This is a genomic window from Arthrobacter sp. MMS24-T111, from assembly GCF_054888995.1.
In genome coordinates this window covers 3,188,792-3,205,026 of record NZ_JBTZRO010000001.1, presented here as the reverse complement: position 1 = coordinate 3,205,026, position 16,235 = coordinate 3,188,792, and the positions used below count along the sequence as shown (strand labels likewise).

Genomic DNA, 16,235 nt, shown 5'->3' with positions numbered 1-16,235 from the left:
GGGGAAGTCATGACGGATACGTACACCCAGTTGGTCAACAGCGGCCCGGGCCGCAACATGGCCAGGAAGCTCGGACTCCCGCAGCCCGCAGTGCTCCGCCGCTACCAGCCAGGACAGCCACTGGTCGTTGGCCCGGTCGTCGTCGTCGGAAGCAGTCCTGGGGCGGACAGCCTCGCCACAGAACTGTTGTCGTGGGACCTCGATGTCCGCAGGCATGCAGTTCCGGCCGAAAAGCTGGGTGCCATCATCCTGGTCCTCGACGAGCTGGAGCATCCGGCGGACCTGGAACAGCCCGTACTCTCCGCAGCAGGTTCGTTGCGGGACCTGCGGACCAGCGGCCGGGTCATTACGGTGTCCCGGGCCGCAGCCGACGCTCCTTCCCCTGCGGCAGCGGCTGCCCGCCAGGGAGTCGATGGTTTCCTGCGTTCCCTGGCCAAAGCTGCGGGCCGGCGCCACGGCCAACGGTGTCCTCCTCTCGGACAGCACCACCACCATGAGCCCCAGCGCCCTGGGCGCCGTCAGGTTCTTTCTCTCCAGCCGGTCGGCATTCGTTGACGGGCAGTTCCTGACGGTCTCTTCACAGGACGGTGCGCTTCCCACCAATACGGACAGGCCGCTGGAGGGCAAGGTCGCTGTGGTGACAGGCGCAGCCAGGGGCATCGGCGCCGAGATTGCCCGGACGCTGCACCGAGACGGTGCCACGCTGATCCTGGTCGACATTCCGGCGGCCGGTGACCAGCTGGCGGCCGTGGCCAACGAGGTGAGGGGTACGGCGCTGCAGCTGGACATCAGCGGCGCAGACGCCGGGGCGCGGATCCTTGAGCATGCCGGGCAGCGGCATGGCCGCCTGGATATCGTGGTGCACAATGCCGGGATTACCCGGGACAAACTGCTGGCCAACATGGACCACGCCCGGTGGAACTCAGTCATCAACATCAACATCGCCGCCCAGCTTCGGATCAACGCGGCCCTCCTCGCCGCGGACCACTTCCGCTCGTCACCGCGGATCGTGTCAGTCGCCTCCACCAGTGGCGTGGCCGGCAACAGGGGCCAAACCAACTACGCCGCCTCAAAAGCCGGCGTGATGGGAATGGTGCGGGCCACCGCGCCGCTGCTCGCCGCCAACGGCGGCACCATCAACGCCGTCGCGCCCGGGTTCATTGAAACCGAGATGACCGCGCGGATCCCTTTTGCGGTCCGTGAAGTGGCGCGCAGGCTCAACTCGCTCCAGCAGGGAGGCCGTCCCACGGACGTGGCGGAGACCATCGCCTTCCTGGCCAGCGACGCCGCGGGTGGAATCAACGGGGAGGTGCTGCGGGTGTGCGGTCAGAACTTGGTGGGGGCATGACACTCCAGCAACCAGTGATCCTGGCGGAGATGCCCTCGCTGTCCAAGCTGTACGTCAACGCCGCCGCCCAGGCAGCACGTCGCAGGCTCCTGGGAACGCATGACTCCGCCGATCTCCCGGCCGAGAGCCACGAAGTCAGGGGCGTCACCGTGGATGTTGGAAACCTCACGGCCTACCAGCACCTGATTGGAGAGACCGCCAGCGATGTCCTGCCTGCCGGCTTCATCCATGCCCTGGCCTTTCCCCTCGCCATGAGCGTCATGAACCGTGACGACTTCCCGCTGCCGCTGCTTGGCATGATCCACCTGCGAAACAGCGTTGAGCAGAGAGCGCCCTTGGTCTTCACGGACGTGCTTGACATGACAGCCCGGGTGGAAAACCTCCGAGGCCACCGGGCAGGGACGCAGGTGGACGTCGTGGCTGAGGTGCGCCGCGCGGGCTCGCCGGACATTCACTGGAGCGGAGTCTCCACCTACCTGGCCAAGGGGTTGTTCCTTCCCGGCATCGACAAACCGACCTCCGCCGCCCCGAAACCGGACTTCACTGCTCCGGCACCGACGGCCCTGTGGCACTTGGGGGTGGATACCGGTCGGGCGTACGCCGCCGTGTCCGGTGACTTCAATCCAATCCACCTGAGCGTGCTCTCTGCCAAGGCGTTGGGGATGCGGCGGTCGATCGCCCACGGGATGTACCTCGCCTCGAGGGCGCTCGCCGACGTCGGTCCCGCCCGGGGCGACTCCTTCAGCTGGGACGTGGAGTTTGAAGCGCCGGTTTTCCTGCCTTGCCGCGTGGCTTTGGAGATCAGTACGGACCAGGCCTCGTCCGGTGCGTGGAAACATTCGCGCTATGTGGCATGGAACCCTCGCTCGGGGCGGCGCCACTTCCACGGCACTGTCTCAGCGCTTTAGGCGCTGAGACGCCGGCCGGCTCAGTCCTTCGGCTGAGCGGCGCGCAGGATGCGGTGCAGGCTCAGGAGGACCGATTCGGAGGCCGGTACGGTGCCCTCCTCGGCCTGCCTGGCGGTGGTGGCGGCCATGCAGGCTTCCACCGCCGCCTTGGCGGCGGCGTACCGGTCGTGGCGACCGTTGTATTCACCCTCGTCGTCGGAGGACAGCAGCTCCCCGGTCGCCGTGATGGCGTGGGCCAGCGGTTCGTTGTCTTCCGGGGGAATCTCATACGGCAGGTCGCTGTTCCAGATCACGTCGGATAGGACATCGGTCATGTCCTGGATATGGAATGTCACCTGCTCCAGGTTCTGCAACTCGCGGTAGTCCTGGTCGATGTCCCTTGGGTGCAGCTTTCGCCGCGGGTTGGCGCGCCGGCTGGCGTCAGCTTCCTTGACCAGGTGGCGCACCGACCTTGCCGCGTCGGACAGCTCTTCCGACCTGCGGGACCATTCCTCGTGTTCGGGCGGCCACTTCTCCGTCAGGGCCGCCCCCATGTCGGTCAGTTGCCTGCCAAGGGCGCGCCTGAGTTCCGCCAGGCTGGTGGCGGCCGCGTTCAGGTGCAGGGGTGGAAAGATCAGGAAGTTCACGGCGATGCCCACTGCCACTCCGGCGGCCATTTGCAGGAGGTAGCCGTAGGAAAAATCCTCGGCGTTCCTGCCGCCGACCAGCAGCACCAGGAGCGCAGCCGTCGGAATCCAGTCGCTGCCGGAGCCGATGCCGGGCAGCCCGCCCAACAGCACTCCGACGCCCATGAAGAGAGCCACCGTCAGCGGTGAGGGATCGGAAATGCTGACCAGGATGAACGCCAAACCGATCCCCACCGCCAAACCTGCGATGGCCTGGAGTCCGTTCCGCACCGAGCCCGCGACGTTGCGGTACATGGCAACGAGCGCGCCCAGCGGCGCGTAGTAGGTGTAGTGCGAAGCCGCCCCCGGCATCAGCGGAGCGATGGTGAAGGCCAGGCCCGCTGCGAGCGCAGCTTTCGCCGCCAGCTGCAGCCGTTGTGCTGCAAAGGCGGCGGAAATTCCTTCCACCGATTGTTTGAGAAGTTGGGTCCCCCGAGCCCACCGTGCATCCGGTCGTGCTTGAGTATTGCCCATCCGGCCACAGTAGGGCCGGCATCCCGTCAGGACAAGCCGGCCGCGGAACGCCGCACTTCGGACGCCAGCCGGTGGGCCCTGCCCGGGGTCCGCCCTTCCTCCTGGCGGCGGGGGATATAGCCGAAGCCAAGGGCGTAGGAGGGATCCGCAAAGCCAAGGGCGGCGTTCGCTCCCTCATGGCCGAATGCGCGGTGGCTGCCGAAGTTCCTGGACGGGTGCGGTTTCATGAAGACGACGGCGAACGCGTTGTCGAGCCCCGAGGACCGGTCAAGGCCCCACACCTGTTCCCGTGACATTGCTTCGATGGTTGTGGCCGCGAGGAAGGGACGGTCGCCATCGACGCCGGTGGTTGCGGCGGCGTAAAGGCGGGCCAGCCCCTCGGCGGATCCCACTCCTCCGGCCGCGGACATGCCTGCTGCGCGGACTGAGCGGATGTTCGGCAGCTCCATGATGGTGCTGACGGGTGCGTTGCCGTTGATGCCCTCGAGGCTGAGCGGGTCCACCCATCCCTGATCGGGGGTGTCCTGATAGAGGACGTCCCGGTACCGCGGTTCCAGTTCTTCCGGCAGGCCGAGGAAGAAGTCCACGCCGTGGGGCGCGCGGATCCTGGCTTCGTAGACAGCCTGCAATGGCTCGCCGGCGGTGCGGCGGCACAGTTCCTCCATCAGAATTCCAATGGTGAGTGCGTGGTATCCGAACTGCCGCCCCGGCTCCCAGAGGGGCGGTGACGCGGCGAGCCGCGCCGCAGCCTCGGGCGTGGTGAACTCGGCGAGCCCGAACCCGCCGTCGATACCCAATAGTCCGGCCTGATGGGACAGGGCTTCGCGGACCAGCAGCCTGTCCTTGCCGTGGGCGGCGAACTCCGGCCAGTAGTGGGCTACCGGACGGTCCAGATCGAGGAGGCCGTCCTGGACCAGCAGTGCGATTACCATCGCACCGACGCCCTTTGAACAGGAGTACGCCCCCGTCAGGGTGTCCGGCGCCATGTCAGGGCCTCCGGTCAGCCGGACCACCTGCCGGGATCCCTGGTAGGCCGCCAGTTGTGCGCTGTACCGGGGGTCCTCAGCGAGCAGGGTTTCGAACAAGGCCAGCACGTTCTCGTATCCGGGGGCGACGAAGCCAAGGGATGTCTGCATGCCTCCCAGCATAAGGGAAAGCGATTTCCTGCCCGGGTTTTCCGGACTAGCCCTTGGCTCCGTGTCCGGCAGCCACTTCTTCGCCCGGCCGTAGCGGACCCGGCGGAGTGCCGTCTCCGAAGGGCCGGCCGCCAAGCGCTTCGCGGCCATGCGGGGTCAGCCAGCTGGACAGGTCCGGCCCCTTGGGTACGATCCCGGTGGGGTTGATGTCCTCGTGGACGATGTAGTAATGCTGTTTGATCTGGACGAAGTCGGTGGTGTCACCGAAGCCCGGAGTCTGGAACAGGTCCCGGGCGTAGCCCCAGAGCGCGGGCATCTCACTGAGCTTTTGCCGGTTGCACTTGAAGTGGCCGTGGTAGACGGCGTCGAATCGGGCCAGTGTGGTGAAGAGCCTGACGTCCGCTTCGGTGATGGTATCGCCGACCAGGTAGCGCTGGCGTGAGAGCCGCTCTTCGAGCCAGTCCAGGGCCGTCCAAAGCCGGTCATACGCGGCGTCATAGGCCTCCTGCGAACCGGCGAAACCACAGCGGTAGACGCCGTTGTTGACTTCGGTGAAGACGCGCTTGTTGACCCGGTCGATCTCCCCGCGGAGGTGCTCCGGGTAGAGTTTCGGAGCGCCGGGCCGGTGGAAAGCAGTCCATTCGGTGGAAAAGTCGAGGGTAATCTGCGGGAAGTTGTTGGTCACGACCTTGCCGGTTGGAATATCCACGACGGCGGGGACGGTGATGCCCCGCGGATAGCCCGGGAAACGCTTGAAATAGGCCTCCTGGATGCGCTCAATTCCCAGGACGGGATCAACGCCGCCGGGATCGAGGTCGAAAGTCCAGGACCGGGCATCATGGGTAGGTCCGGGCTGGCCCAGTGAAATGGCGTCTTCAAGGCCCAGCAGCCTGCGGACTATGACAGTCCGGTTGGCCCACGGGCAAGCCCTGGCGGCAATGAGCCGGTACCGTCCCGCTTCCACCGGCCAGCCGGGTTCACCGTTGCTGCCGGGAGCGGCATCCCTGGTAATGCGGTCTTCGATGTAGTTGGTGTCACGGGTGAACTCTGCCCCGCCGGTCACATAGGCGCCTCGGGTGCTGTGGTCCGTCGCTGTGGGAGTGCTGTCGGTTTCCTGGCTCATGGCACTAGCGTATGCGTCCGGCTCAACAATCTACGCGCCGCCAAGAAGGATCCGGGAGACGGGCAGCCATGCCGCAAGCCATGAGCCAGCCACGAGGGCACTGAAGATGGTGATCCAGACGGCGGACGGCACGGAGGTCGCGCGGTACAGCAGATAGGCGTCGGAACTTTCCAGGCGGTCGCGACGCCGGAGGTGGACTTGGGTGAGTTTGGCCAGGTCCCGAACCGCGGCCACGAGCAAGGCAAGGCCGAAGATGACGGCGGCATGTCCGGCAACCGAGGCCGTTGCCAGGAACGTGAGGGCAGCGGCGCCTGCCATAGCGGTAATGGTGATGAGGAAACCGGCGAGGTTGCGGAGGAACAGCATAGACGCGGCCAGGACCACCACGCTTGCCGCCATGGCTGCGGCGCCCCATCCGGTGACTCCGCACCACACGAAAGCCGCACCAACGAGCGCCGGGACCGGATAGCCCCAGAAACACGACCAGGCAGCGGCAACACGGCTCCGGCTGTAGGTCGTCGTTGTTCCGGAGTGGTCCAGACGGAGCCGGATCCCGGACAGCCGCTGGCCGGAGGTGACGGCGGCAACCGCGTGGCCCAGTTCGTGCGTTGCGGTGGCGAGGAGTCCGAAGTAGCGCCAGGAACGGCGCGGGATCGACAGCGCCGTGGCTGCTGCGAGGGACAGCAGCATTTCTGCCCAGGTGATGTTGGGCACGGGTGCCTGGGAGAAGGCCGCCACGAAGGTGTTCCATATGCCGGCTGGGCTGTCCAACGGTGCCTCCTGGGTGCCGGGTCGTCGTGGTAAGTCTCTGACGGCACGTTACCCACCTTGCCTGGGGGAACGCTAAAGCCGGAAGGCACGCCTTGTGCGGCGTGCCTTCCGGTTGGTTTTCACGAGGGTCCAGGTATTTCGCCCGGAACTGTTTCTTCCTAGCCTTCGCACTCAGTGCAGTAGCTGTGGCCGTCTTTCTGGCGCGCAATCTGGGACCGATGCCGGACCAGGAAACAGGAGTAGCAGGTGAATTCGTCTTCTGCCTGCGGGATGACCTGGACTACGAGTTCCTCAGCGACGAATTCGCCGCCAGGGACGCCCGCGCCGTCCAGCCCGTCAGCTTCGTCCAACTCCTGCACAACACTGCGGGCGTCGGGAGCATTTGCTGACTGGAGCTGCTCAAGTGAGTTGTCCTGCGATTCCTTGACGTCGGAACGCAGTTCATCGTAATCGGTTGCCACTTTAGGTGCTTCTCTTTTCTTTGATTGGCTGTCGGGTATGAAACGTACAGCATCCGGCCCATATTCCCCAATAGGAAGCGCCGCGGCCGGTGTGGATTTAGGCGGCTTCGATGTGGATCTGCGCAGGGTCCGCCTGAGCCGCCGGGTCCTAAAATTGGGACTATGAGCACTGAGCTGGAGATCGTCTTGGTGTTGGGCACCGCCATCCTCTGGATGGCGATGACGCTGACCATCCTGTCCGCTATTGACCGTCCGGAACGCAAGGCGCGGCGGCAGGAACGGCGTGACATCCGGACGGAGAAACGTCGGATCGAGTACCGTCCGGCCGTGGCCGGTTCGCGTGTCCACCGCCACTCCCGACCCCGCAGGGTGCATCCGCACTGACAGCTTGCAGGGCCTGGGGGCACACGGTGAGCGGGCGGTCGGCGAGGCTGCTCGGCACGGCTCGGCGCCCGCCGTCGGACCACCTTTACCAGGATCCCGACGCTGGCCGCAAAGCTGCCTGAATAGTCAAGTCTTGACGAGGCTCGCCGGACCGCTGACACTTTGCCGATGGGAGTAAGCGAAGAATTGCGGGCCCTCGGCGAAGTGGTGGACCGGTTGGCAGCGAGGTTTCCGACGCTGTCCAGGGAGCAGATCGAAGACGTGGTGCAGCAGGAGCACAGCACACTTGATACCGGCAGGGTGCGCGCTTTCATACCGGTGCTCGTTGAGCATGCGGCGAGGGACCGGCTTTCGCAATAGTTGCCCTGATGGCGTCGCTGCCGCCGGTCCCCGCAGGTCAGCGCGCGACGTCGATCAGCACCTTTCCGATGATGCCCTGTTCAACGGCGTCGTGGGCAGCGGCGGTCTCTTCGAGGGGGAAGCGGGTCAGCGGCAGCCCGTAGTCTTCGCCGACGCGAAGCGCACCGGCTTCAAGGGCTTCGGAGACCGCAGCAACCGCATCCTGCTTCTGCTGGTCCGTCACCGTGTAGGTGAGGATGAATTGCAGCCGGACGTTCTTGGTCATGCCCGAGCGGATGGGCACGGTCAGTGACTCCCCGGGGTTTGCGGCATAGACGGAGATCGTCCCGTTTGGCTTGAGCACCTCCAGGCCTGCCTCGATGTTCGCCGGGGCGTTGACGTCCACAATGGTGTCCACACCGGCGGGGGACGCGTCGCGGACAGCACGCACCACGTCGTCGGTCCGGTAATTGATGATCGTGCCTGCTCCTGCCCGCCGGGCCAGTTCCGCTTTGTGGTCGCCGCTGACGGTGGTGATGACGGTTGCCCCGGCCCAACGAGCCAACTGGATGGCTGCATGCCCCACGGCCCCGGCGCCGCCGGTGACAAGGACGGTCCGTCCGGCCAGGGCGCCGGGTGAGAGCCGGGACGGTCCGCTTTCGCTCGAGGTGAGGGCCCGGTGGGCAGTCAAAGCAGGAATACCGAGTGAGGCGCCGGCGTCGAAGGACTCTCCATCCGGAAGAGCCACAACCTTTCCGGCCGGCACGGTCACGTACTCCTGTGCGGTGCCTTCATTGCCGCCCCACGCGACATCCCAGAGCCAGACACGGTCCCCGACGCCGAACCCGGCTACCCCGGCACCTACGGCATCGATCACCCCGGCTCCGTCCTGGTTGGGAACCTTGGGCTCGTCCAGTTTTTTGCTCCCGCCGCCGGAGCGTGACTTCCAGTCGGTAGGGTTCACCCCGGACACCAGCAACCGGACCCTGACCTCGTCCTGGCCGGGGTCCACCAGGGGCTTGTCGCGGAGCTTCAGGACCGACGACGGACCCGTCTCTTCGTACACGATGGCCTTCATGTCTTCTCCCTATCCGCGCTCGGCTGTAATTACCGCTCCAACTTACCGCGCCCGCACAGTGCCACTGCAGGGGGTTCGTGCCACGTGGCCGTCGTTGCGTGGCGCGGAACCCGGCCGCTTCCGGCGCCTAGAACCGGTCTGTGCCGCGGAGGGACCGAGGGCGCCCGTCCGGGTCCACGATGAGCCGGTACAGGGGATCGGCCCAGAGCCGGTGGAGGCGCGGCAGGGGCTCTATGGTGTGGCGCCGCACCTGTCCGGAAGGCCGAGGCGCGCGGCGCCCGTCCCGGTGCCAGTGCGCAAGGGCATCGGCAGTGCTGTTCCACAGGTCCAGACCGGCCGTCGGCTCAAAGAGCCGCGGGTCGTCGGGGTCCAGCCCCAGGTGCTCAGCCCAGAAGCTCGATCCGCAGCTCCCTGGCCAAAGGCCCGGGTCCGGCAGGTTCGTTGGCTTGGGCGGGGCTGTCGCTTCCGGGGTGGGACGTATCGATGACGGCGCACGTGAGCTCGCTGTCAGTGGTCCAGGACCGGCGGTTGAAATTGTCTGATCCGCAGGTAAACCAGGTGTCGTCGATAATGCAGATTTTCGCGTGGACATAGATTGGCGTGCCGTCGCTGTTCTCCAGGTCGAAAACGCACACCCGGTCCGGCGCGACCCGCCGGAGCATGGAGACGGCGCGCAGTTGGCCCAACCTCCTGGGCGGGCCGCCCAACCGGCCATCAGAATCCGGATATCGGGGAACGACGATAATCACCTGCAGCGAGGGATTGCGCTCCAACGCCGTCGCGATTCCGGCCGCGACATCCGTTGACCACAAATACTGGTCCTCGATGTAGATGAGGGAACGGGCCTGCGAGAACGCTTTCGCGTAGGCGCGGGCAATGCTGCGCTCGCCGTCGGGAGCGAACGGGAAGGGCGGATGCTTCCGGCCGTATGTCCTCAGCAGCTGCACAGCGTGGGGGCCCGCCGGCGGCGGGGAGGGGCAGCGGCGGGCAGCGGCCTGGGGTGACGGGGCATCCGGGCCAGGCGCTGCAGCAACATGCGGTATGGCGTGTGCCGGTCCAACGGGTGGGGATCGTTCCAGCGTTCAGCGAAGACCGCCAGGACATCAGCCACCACGGGCCCACGCAGCTCCAGCGCGGCGTCGTGCCAGGGGGGCCGCTGACCGTACTTGGGGTCCATCTTTACCGCCTGCGGGTCACCGCCATGGCGGGCGTCATCCCGGCGGCTGTGCGAGAGGTCGAGCCCGCCGACGAAAGCGACGTCTTTCGATGGGTCGTCGCGACGGCGGATGACCACCAGTTTCTGGTGATGGGAACCGAAGAGACGCACCCGCTGGTCCAAGAGCGCTTCGCCGCCGGCATCGTTGATTTGCCGGCTGAGCAGTTCGTTGGAGCGTCCGCTGATAGGGGCCGATACCCGCTCCCCATGGGACCGCCAAACGAGTCCACGTACTTCCACCCCTGCCCGGGACAGCTCCGCCAGCACCGTGCCAATCGTTGGGCCGTCAGCGGAAAGACGCTCATCGGCATCCCCCCGCCAGTCCGTGAACCACACCCGGTCACCGGCCTTGAGCGCAGACAATTCCCCGTGCAACCGGGAAAAGTAGGATGCCCCGTGGATCAAGGGCCGCACCAGGTTTCCCTCTGACCACGATGGTGATCCGTCGTTCCCCGCTTGAACGGCACTGGCCGGATTTCCGCGCTCGAACCTGCTCAAAAACCACTTGCGGGCGATGTTGTCCAATCGGCGCTCCTTGTCAGGGCCCCGGGCAGGCCGCTTCGATCCCAAACTAGCCCATGGACTTGGCCCGGCGCGGTATCTCCGGCAGTGCCCTTTCCCTGTTGTTCCGGGGAAAATTGGGAAAATTGTTACCCCTGTGCAGGTTTCTTTTGACCGCAGCGACAGTCAGCTCCGGCATGGTGGCGTCAACGTCGACTTACGGCAGCGCTCCGCAGCTGGGTCCTGGAGCAGTTGTCGGACTGATCCTGGGCATGATCTGGGGCCTGGCCACCATCGTCCCGTCGCCGGCACTGACGGTGCGCCGCCTGCATGACAGCAACAAGAGCGGCTGGCTGATCCTGCTGCGCCTCATCCCGTTCGCGGGAGCGATCATCCTACTGGTCTTCCCCTCTTTCATGTCTTGGGCCCTTCGCATTCCCGCGTGGCGGCCGAGGTGCCCGCCATATCGTCAGGGCTCAGCGACCGGCCGTTGTCCGCGCCAGGTGCCCTTGGAGGACATCGCGGACCGAGGTCCAGCGGTGCGGCCCGTAGCGATGGTTGTCGACATGGCGGAGTTCTGCCTGGCCGCTGAACATGCTGAAGAAATACTGCATGCCCTGCCACGCCGGAAAGGTTCCCTCCTTGTCCTTCGAGAAGCGGCGGCCGATCCTGCCCATCGCAGACAGGGTCCCGGTGGTACCCGCCCACTGCAGCGCAAAGGGCTCTCCCGTGAGTTCAGTCATGGTCCGGGCAACGGAACGGGCAGTGACACGGTCACCGGCCACTTCGACAACCCGGGGCGCGTTTTTGTCGAGGGCGACAAGCGCGACAACGCGTGCCACATCATCTTTGGTGGTGAAATCGAGGATCTGGTCGGCTGAGGACCAGTAGAGGACCCGGCGGCGCGAGAACAGGATCATGGGCGCCTGCCCGGTGAGCATGTCCGCAAACGCGCCGTTCAGCACGGACGTCACGCGGAGGGGAGCAGCGTCGAGTTCAGCGGCGAAATCACGGCGGAGCTCGAAGTTCCGGTTGCTGCCGGGAGTGACGCGACGGTAGTCAGCGGAGTAGTCCGAAGGTATGAACCGCGCCACACCTGCCTCGATGGCGGCCGTCAGGAGCGACCTTTGCGCGTCGATGATGACCGGACGCGCCCCGCTGACAGCCGAGATGACCGTGTCGACGCCGGACAGTGCGGAGACGAGGCCTGCGTGATCCGTGTAGGCGGCCTCACGGACCTCCACGCGATCCGCCCGGCCGAAGCCTTCCTGCGCCCTGCCGCTCCCGGGACGGGTAAGGACCCGGACGAGCGTGTCGTGGCGAAGCAGCTCACGAACAATGCGTTGGCCGAGGTCGCCGGTGGCTCCGGCGACGAGGACGGTATTGGTAGTCATGGGCTGCTCTTCCCGGTGGGATTGGTGGTGCGACGACGGGGAAGCAACCCGGGGACCGCCCAGGGTTGCCTGGATACAGAAAAACCCCGGAAAATCAATGATTTTCCGGGGTTTCCCAATGTGCGCGGAGGGGACTTGAACCCCCACCCCCTTTCGAGGACTAGCACCTCAAGCTAGCGCGTCTGCCATTCCGCCACCCGCGCAGATGGTATTTCGGGAAGCCGTCCCGCCTTTCAGCGTTTCGCGCCTCTCCGAAGCAGCGAGAAAAACTCTAACATGACTTTTCGGGAAGAACGAATCGGGCCGAATGGGTAGGCTGAGGACAGCGGTTCAGCTCGTGCCACCCAGTCATTCCCTACCAAGGAGATACCAATGCCTGACGTCCTGCCCGAGGATGAAGTTGTCCGGATTTGCCAGGAACTCATCCGGATCGACACGTCCAACTACGGTGACGGATCGGGGCCGGGCGAGCGGGCGGCTGCTGAGTACACAGCAGGGCTGATCGAAGAAGTGGGGTTGGACGCGGAGATCTTCGAATCCGCCCCCGGCCGTGCCAGTGTTGTGAGCCGGATGGCGGGGAGGACCCTTCGGCAAGCGCCCTGGTGGTCCACGGCCACCTGGACGTCGTTCCTGCCCTGCGTGACCAGTGGTCGGTGGACCCGTTCGGCGCAGAACTGAAGGACGGGCTCATCTGGGGACGCGGCGCCGTCGACATGAAGGACATGGATGCCATGATCCTGTCCGTCATGCGCAGCTTCGCCCGGGACGGCAGGAAGCCCAAGCGCGACATCATCTTCGCGTTCTTCGCCGATGAGGAAGCCGGCGGCGTCTACGGCGCCCGGTACGCCGTGGACAACCGCCCCGAACTCTTCGAGGGCGCCACCGAGGCAATCTCGGAGGTGGGTGGCTTCTCCGCCACCATCGGCGGCCAGCGCACCTACCTGCTGCAAACCGCCGAGAAGGGGATCTCCTGGCTTCGGCTGGTGGCACATGGCAGGGCCGGCCACGGCTCGCAGATCAACACGGACAACGCGATCACCCGACTGGCCGCCGCCGTCACGCGCATCGGCGAGTACAAATGGCCCATCGAACTCACCCCCACGACCCGCCAGTTCCTTGACGGAGTGACCGAACTCACCGGTGTGGAGTTCGACGCCGACAATCCGGACCTCCTGCTGGACCAGCTTGGCACCGTGGCACGCTTCGTCGGTGCCACCCTGCAGAACACCACCAACCCCACCCTCCTTAAAGGCGGGTACAAGCACAACGTCATCCCGGAGTCGGCCGAAGCCCTTGTTGACTGCCGCACACTGCCCGGCCAGGAACAGCAGGTCCTGGAGATCGTCCGCGAGCTCGCCGGCACCGGCGTTGATGTCAGCTACGTCCACAGCGATGTCTCCCTGGAGGTTCCCTTCGCCGGCAACCTGGTGGACTCCATGATCGATGCCCTCCACAGCGAGGACCCGGGCGCCAAAGTGCTGCCCTACACGCTCTCCGGTGGCACGGACAACAAGTCGCTCAGCCGGCTGGGCATCACCGGATACGGGTTCGCCCCGCTCATGCTTCCGGACGAGCTCGACTTCACCGGAATGTTCCACGGGGTGGACGAGCGGGTCCCGGCCGATTCCCTCAAATTCGGCGCACGGGTGTTGAACACCCTGCTGACCAACTACTAGGAACCGGCCGTGACTCCGGACCAGCTGCTGCCGGACGCTCTCCTGGAGCGCATCCGGGGACGCGCCGCCGGCTACGACCGGGACAACGCCTTCTTCCACGAGGACTTGCAGGAGTTGGCGGCGGCCGGGTACCTGAAGCTCTTCGTACCGGCGTCCGACGGTGGTCCGGGCCTTGGGCTCCGGGCGGCGGCGCAGTGCCAGCGCAGGCTGGCAACGGCTGCCCCCGCCACCGCGCTGGCAGTCAATATGCACTTGGTCTGGACCGGCGTCGCACATGTCCTGGCAGCCCGGGGCGACGACTCCTTGTCCTTCGTCCTGGAAGAAGCCGCGCAGGGCGAGGTGTTTGCGTTCGGCAACTCCGAAGCGGGCAACGACTCCGTCCTCTTCGACTCACGGACCACCGCGGTGCCGGACCCCGACGGCGGGTACACGTTCACGGGAACGAAAATCTTCACGAGCTTGTCGCCTGCCTGGACCCGCCTCGGGATCTTCGGCAAGGACCCTGCGGCCAGGGATGGAGCGGGAGAGCTTGTCCATGGATTCATCCGCCGCGATTCGCCGGGCTACCGGATCCTTGACGATTGGGACACGCTGGGCATGCGGGCCAGCCAGTCTGCCACCACGGTGCTGGAGGGTGCGGCTGTCCGGGCGGACCGGATCTTTCGGAAGCTGCCGGTGGGGCCCAACTCCGACCCCCTCATCTTTGCCATCTTCGCCTGCTTTGAGACGCTCCTCGCCGCCGTCTATACGGGGCTGGGGGAGCGTGCCCTGTCGGTGGGCGCGGAGACGGCGAAGCGGCGCACATCGTTCAAGAACGGCGGCCGCAGCTACGCCCAGGACCCCGATATCCGCTGGAAAGTCGCCGAAGCGGCCATGGCCATGGATGCGCTCTACCCCCAGCTGGACGCCGTGGCGGCGGACGTCGACGCGCTGGCTGATCACGGGTCCCAGTGGTTCCCCAAGCTGGTGGGGCTGAAGGTGAATGCGACCGAAACCGCCAGGCGGGTAGTGGACCTGGCCATCCGGGTCAGCGGCGGATCCAGCTACTTCAGGGGCTCCGAACTGGAGCGGCTGTACAGGGACGTGCTGGCCGGTATGTTCCACCCGTCGGACGATGAGTCAGCCCACAACACCGTTGCCAACGCCTGGCTCGGTCCCCTGGAGGAGTAACCAGGGCGCGGAGCGTCTGCTCCTGTTCGTTCCCCAAAGGCCGCTGGTTCCCCGAGCCCGCCCTACACGGTGCGCTGGACCTGCATGACCCGGCGGCGCAGCCAAAAACGGCGGCCGCCGCCCATGTAGAGCTTGCTGCGTTCCAATTCCCACTTGCCGTACTCAGAGTGTTCCACCAGGCGGCGCCGTGCCTCCGGCAGGGAATCCTCAGGGCTGAGCGTCAGTACGAGGTATTCGTACTGACGTAAATAGTCCCGCTCCCGCTGGACTGAGCTGGTGAGAAATTGCTCCTTCATTTGCTCTCCATTTTCGTCCTTTTCCGGCTAACGTGAAGTCATGAGCATCGATCCGCGTGTCGCGCTTTCGTCCCTGACCACCGCTTTGGAAGAACACCTTATAGCAGCATCGAACCGGCGCGGGGATGGTGACCCCTCCGTGGAGGCAGCTTTTTTTGCAGTTGCAGATGCATTCGAAGTTTATGAAGACGCCCTCTATGAGGCCTACAACGAAGTTACCCCGTTGCAGGTGTTCGACGATGAAGACGACGATGATGAAGCCGATGTGGACGACGACGAGGACCTGGAGATTGTCGAGGAATAGCGCAGCGGGGAAACGCTCTGGAGCCCACGGGATCCCGGTGGTGGGGCGCTAGCCGGACACGTCTTCCAGCGCCCGGGCAATTTGGGGCGGCAGCGGTGAGAGTTGGGCGTCGAGGATCTCCTTCAACTGCACGTTCGTGCGGGCACCGACAACAACTGTGGCGACGCCGTGCTGGGACAGCAGCCACGACAATGAGACATCCTGCGGTGAACGTCCCAGCCCGTTGGCTGCCATGCACACGGCGTCCACGATGCGGGACGGCTTTTCCTCCAGGTAGGGCTCAACGTAATCGGCCTCGCCCGCGGAGGCGCCGCGCGACCCGGCCGGAATGCTGCCCCGGTATTTGCCCGTGAGGACACCCCGGCCCAGGGGACCCCAGGCCATCAGGCCCAGCCCGGCGTCTTCGAGGGCCGGCATGAGTTCCGATTCCGCCGACCTGTTAAGGAACGAATACTCGGCCTGGGCGGCCACGAGCGGAACGCTGCTGATCGCCGCAGCCTTCGCCGCCTGCCAGCCCTTGAAATTGGAGATTCCGGCGTACCGGGCCCGCCCCGAACCGACAGCGAACTCCAGTGCTGCCAGCGTCTCCTCGAGGGGAACGTTTCCGTCCCACTCTTCAGCGAACCAGAGGTCCACGTAATCCGTGCCCAGCCTGGCCAGGCTGGCGTCCAGTCCGCTGAGCATCGCATTGCGTGAGGTATCCACGGCACGCCGGCCATCCGGCGTCGTCATTCCCGCTTTGGTGGAGATGGAAATCTCCGTGCGGGATACTACGTCGCCAAGCAGAGCGCCCAGGATCCCTTCGGAGCCCCCGCCAGCGTAGGAAGCGGACGTGTCCACATGCCGGCCGCCCGCGCTAAGGAAAGTCCGCAGCAACTCGGAGGCGTCCTGCTCATCGGTCTCCCGGCCCCAGGAACGGGTGCCCAGGGAGAGGGCTGAAACTCGCAATCCACTGTTGCCGACGTAACGCTGCTGCATAGCAGCAAGCTTA

At 65.7% G+C, this 16,235-nt stretch carries 16 protein-coding genes, 1 tRNA gene and 3 pseudogenes; 8 read left to right on the top strand and 12 right to left on the bottom strand.

Going from position 1 to position 16,235, the window contains the following annotated elements; genetic code table 11:
* The first annotated feature begins 9 nt into the window (after positions 1-9).
* Both ACX5I6_RS15075 and ACX5I6_RS15070 read left to right on the top strand, forming a co-directional pair.
* Positions 10-1,348 (top strand): annotated as a pseudogene (locus tag ACX5I6_RS15075) (3-oxoacyl-ACP reductase).
* Positions 1,345-2,256, top strand: coding sequence for a MaoC family dehydratase (locus tag ACX5I6_RS15070; RefSeq protein WP_461840993.1), 912 nt, complete (start codon positions 1,345-1,347; stop codon positions 2,254-2,256). The pseudogene ACX5I6_RS15075 and the gene ACX5I6_RS15070 overlap by 4 nt, the downstream one beginning before the upstream one ends.
* A 20-nt stretch (positions 2,257-2,276) precedes the next feature.
* Here ACX5I6_RS15070 and ACX5I6_RS15065 read toward each other — a convergent pair whose 3' ends face one another.
* The 5 genes from ACX5I6_RS15065 to ACX5I6_RS15045 form a co-directional block, all read right to left on the bottom strand.
* On the bottom strand, positions 2,277-3,329 hold the full coding sequence (locus ACX5I6_RS15065; RefSeq protein WP_461840992.1) for an FUSC family protein: 1,053 nt from the start codon (positions 3,327-3,329) through the stop codon (positions 2,277-2,279).
* 92 nt (positions 3,330-3,421) lie between these two features.
* The gene (locus tag ACX5I6_RS15060) at positions 3,422-4,531 is read right to left on the bottom strand and encodes a serine hydrolase domain-containing protein (RefSeq protein WP_461840991.1); all 1,110 of its coding nucleotides are present in this window, start codon (positions 4,529-4,531) and stop codon (positions 3,422-3,424) included.
* Between the two features lie 46 nt (positions 4,532-4,577).
* A complete protein-coding gene (locus ACX5I6_RS15055) occupies positions 4,578-5,654 on the bottom strand; it encodes a glutathione S-transferase family protein (protein ID WP_461840990.1) in 1,077 nt (358 codons plus the stop codon).
* Between the two features lie 30 nt (positions 5,655-5,684).
* Positions 5,685-6,425, bottom strand: a complete 741-nt coding sequence (locus ACX5I6_RS15050; RefSeq protein ID WP_461840989.1) for a M50 family metallopeptidase — start codon at positions 6,423-6,425, stop codon at positions 5,685-5,687.
* A 158-nt stretch (positions 6,426-6,583) separates the two neighbouring features.
* A complete protein-coding gene (locus tag ACX5I6_RS15045) occupies positions 6,584-6,886 on the bottom strand; it encodes a DUF4193 domain-containing protein (RefSeq protein WP_018761323.1) in 303 nt (100 codons plus the stop codon).
* Between the two features lie 162 nt (positions 6,887-7,048).
* Between ACX5I6_RS15045 and ACX5I6_RS15040 the strand changes: the two genes are divergently transcribed.
* Entirely contained in the window at positions 7,049-7,270 is a 222-nt protein-coding gene (locus ACX5I6_RS15040) for a hypothetical protein (protein WP_461840988.1), read from the top strand.
* Between the two features lie 168 nt (positions 7,271-7,438).
* Entirely contained in the window at positions 7,439-7,630 is a 192-nt protein-coding gene (locus ACX5I6_RS15035) for a three-helix bundle dimerization domain-containing protein (RefSeq protein WP_461840987.1), read from the top strand.
* Between the two features lie 37 nt (positions 7,631-7,667).
* Here the strand turns inward: ACX5I6_RS15035 and ACX5I6_RS15030 are convergent, their stop codons facing one another.
* From ACX5I6_RS15030 to ACX5I6_RS15020, 3 genes are all read right to left on the bottom strand, one after another.
* Positions 7,668-8,687 (bottom strand): NADPH:quinone reductase, encoded by a 1,020-nt coding sequence (locus ACX5I6_RS15030; RefSeq protein ID WP_461840986.1) that lies wholly within the window; start codon positions 8,685-8,687, stop codon positions 7,668-7,670.
* A 383-nt stretch (positions 8,688-9,070) separates the two neighbouring features.
* Positions 9,071-9,634: a phospholipase D-like domain-containing protein gene (locus ACX5I6_RS15025; protein WP_461840985.1), complete on the bottom strand. Its 564-nt coding sequence runs from the start codon at positions 9,632-9,634 to the stop codon at positions 9,071-9,073.
* Positions 9,622-10,317, bottom strand: a complete 696-nt coding sequence (locus tag ACX5I6_RS15020; RefSeq protein WP_461840984.1) for a hypothetical protein — start codon at positions 10,315-10,317, stop codon at positions 9,622-9,624. The genes ACX5I6_RS15025 and ACX5I6_RS15020 overlap by 13 nt, the downstream gene beginning before the upstream one ends.
* Positions 10,318-10,481: 164 nt before the next feature.
* Between ACX5I6_RS15020 and ACX5I6_RS15015 the strand changes: the two are divergent.
* A pseudogene (locus ACX5I6_RS15015) lies at positions 10,482-10,799 on the top strand (DUF805 domain-containing protein); the annotation flags it as partial.
* An 81-nt stretch (positions 10,800-10,880) separates the two neighbouring features.
* Here ACX5I6_RS15015 and ACX5I6_RS15010 read toward each other — a convergent pair.
* Positions 10,881-11,798 carry an NmrA family NAD(P)-binding protein gene (locus ACX5I6_RS15010; RefSeq protein WP_461840983.1) on the bottom strand — a complete coding sequence of 306 codons (918 nt, stop codon included), beginning with the start codon at positions 11,796-11,798 and terminating at the stop codon, positions 10,881-10,883.
* 120 nt (positions 11,799-11,918) lie between these two features.
* Positions 11,919-12,002, bottom strand: a tRNA-Leu gene (locus tag ACX5I6_RS15005).
* 168 nt (positions 12,003-12,170) lie between these two features.
* Here ACX5I6_RS15005 and ACX5I6_RS15000 point away from each other — a divergent pair.
* Both ACX5I6_RS15000 and ACX5I6_RS14995 read left to right on the top strand, forming a co-directional pair.
* A pseudogene (locus ACX5I6_RS15000) lies at positions 12,171-13,474 on the top strand (M20/M25/M40 family metallo-hydrolase).
* Positions 13,475-13,483: 9 nt separating this feature from the next.
* Entirely contained in the window at positions 13,484-14,644 is a 1,161-nt protein-coding gene (locus ACX5I6_RS14995) for an acyl-CoA dehydrogenase family protein (RefSeq protein ID WP_461840982.1), read from the top strand.
* Positions 14,645-14,706: 62 nt separating this feature from the next.
* On the opposite strand, the gene ACX5I6_RS14990 is transcribed toward ACX5I6_RS14995, so the two are convergent.
* Positions 14,707-14,940: a DUF5703 family protein gene (locus tag ACX5I6_RS14990; RefSeq protein ID WP_018761332.1), complete on the bottom strand. Its 234-nt coding sequence runs from the start codon at positions 14,938-14,940 to the stop codon at positions 14,707-14,709.
* 40 nt (positions 14,941-14,980) lie between these two features.
* Between ACX5I6_RS14990 and ACX5I6_RS14985 the strand changes: the two genes are divergently transcribed.
* A complete protein-coding gene (locus tag ACX5I6_RS14985; RefSeq protein WP_018761333.1) occupies positions 14,981-15,244 on the top strand; it encodes a hypothetical protein in 264 nt (87 codons plus the stop codon).
* A 48-nt stretch (positions 15,245-15,292) separates the two neighbouring features.
* Here ACX5I6_RS14985 and ACX5I6_RS14980 read toward each other — a convergent pair whose 3' ends face one another.
* Positions 15,293-16,222, bottom strand: coding sequence for an aldo/keto reductase (locus ACX5I6_RS14980; protein ID WP_461840981.1), 930 nt, complete (start codon positions 16,220-16,222; stop codon positions 15,293-15,295).
* Between the last annotated feature and the right edge of the window lie 13 nt (positions 16,223-16,235).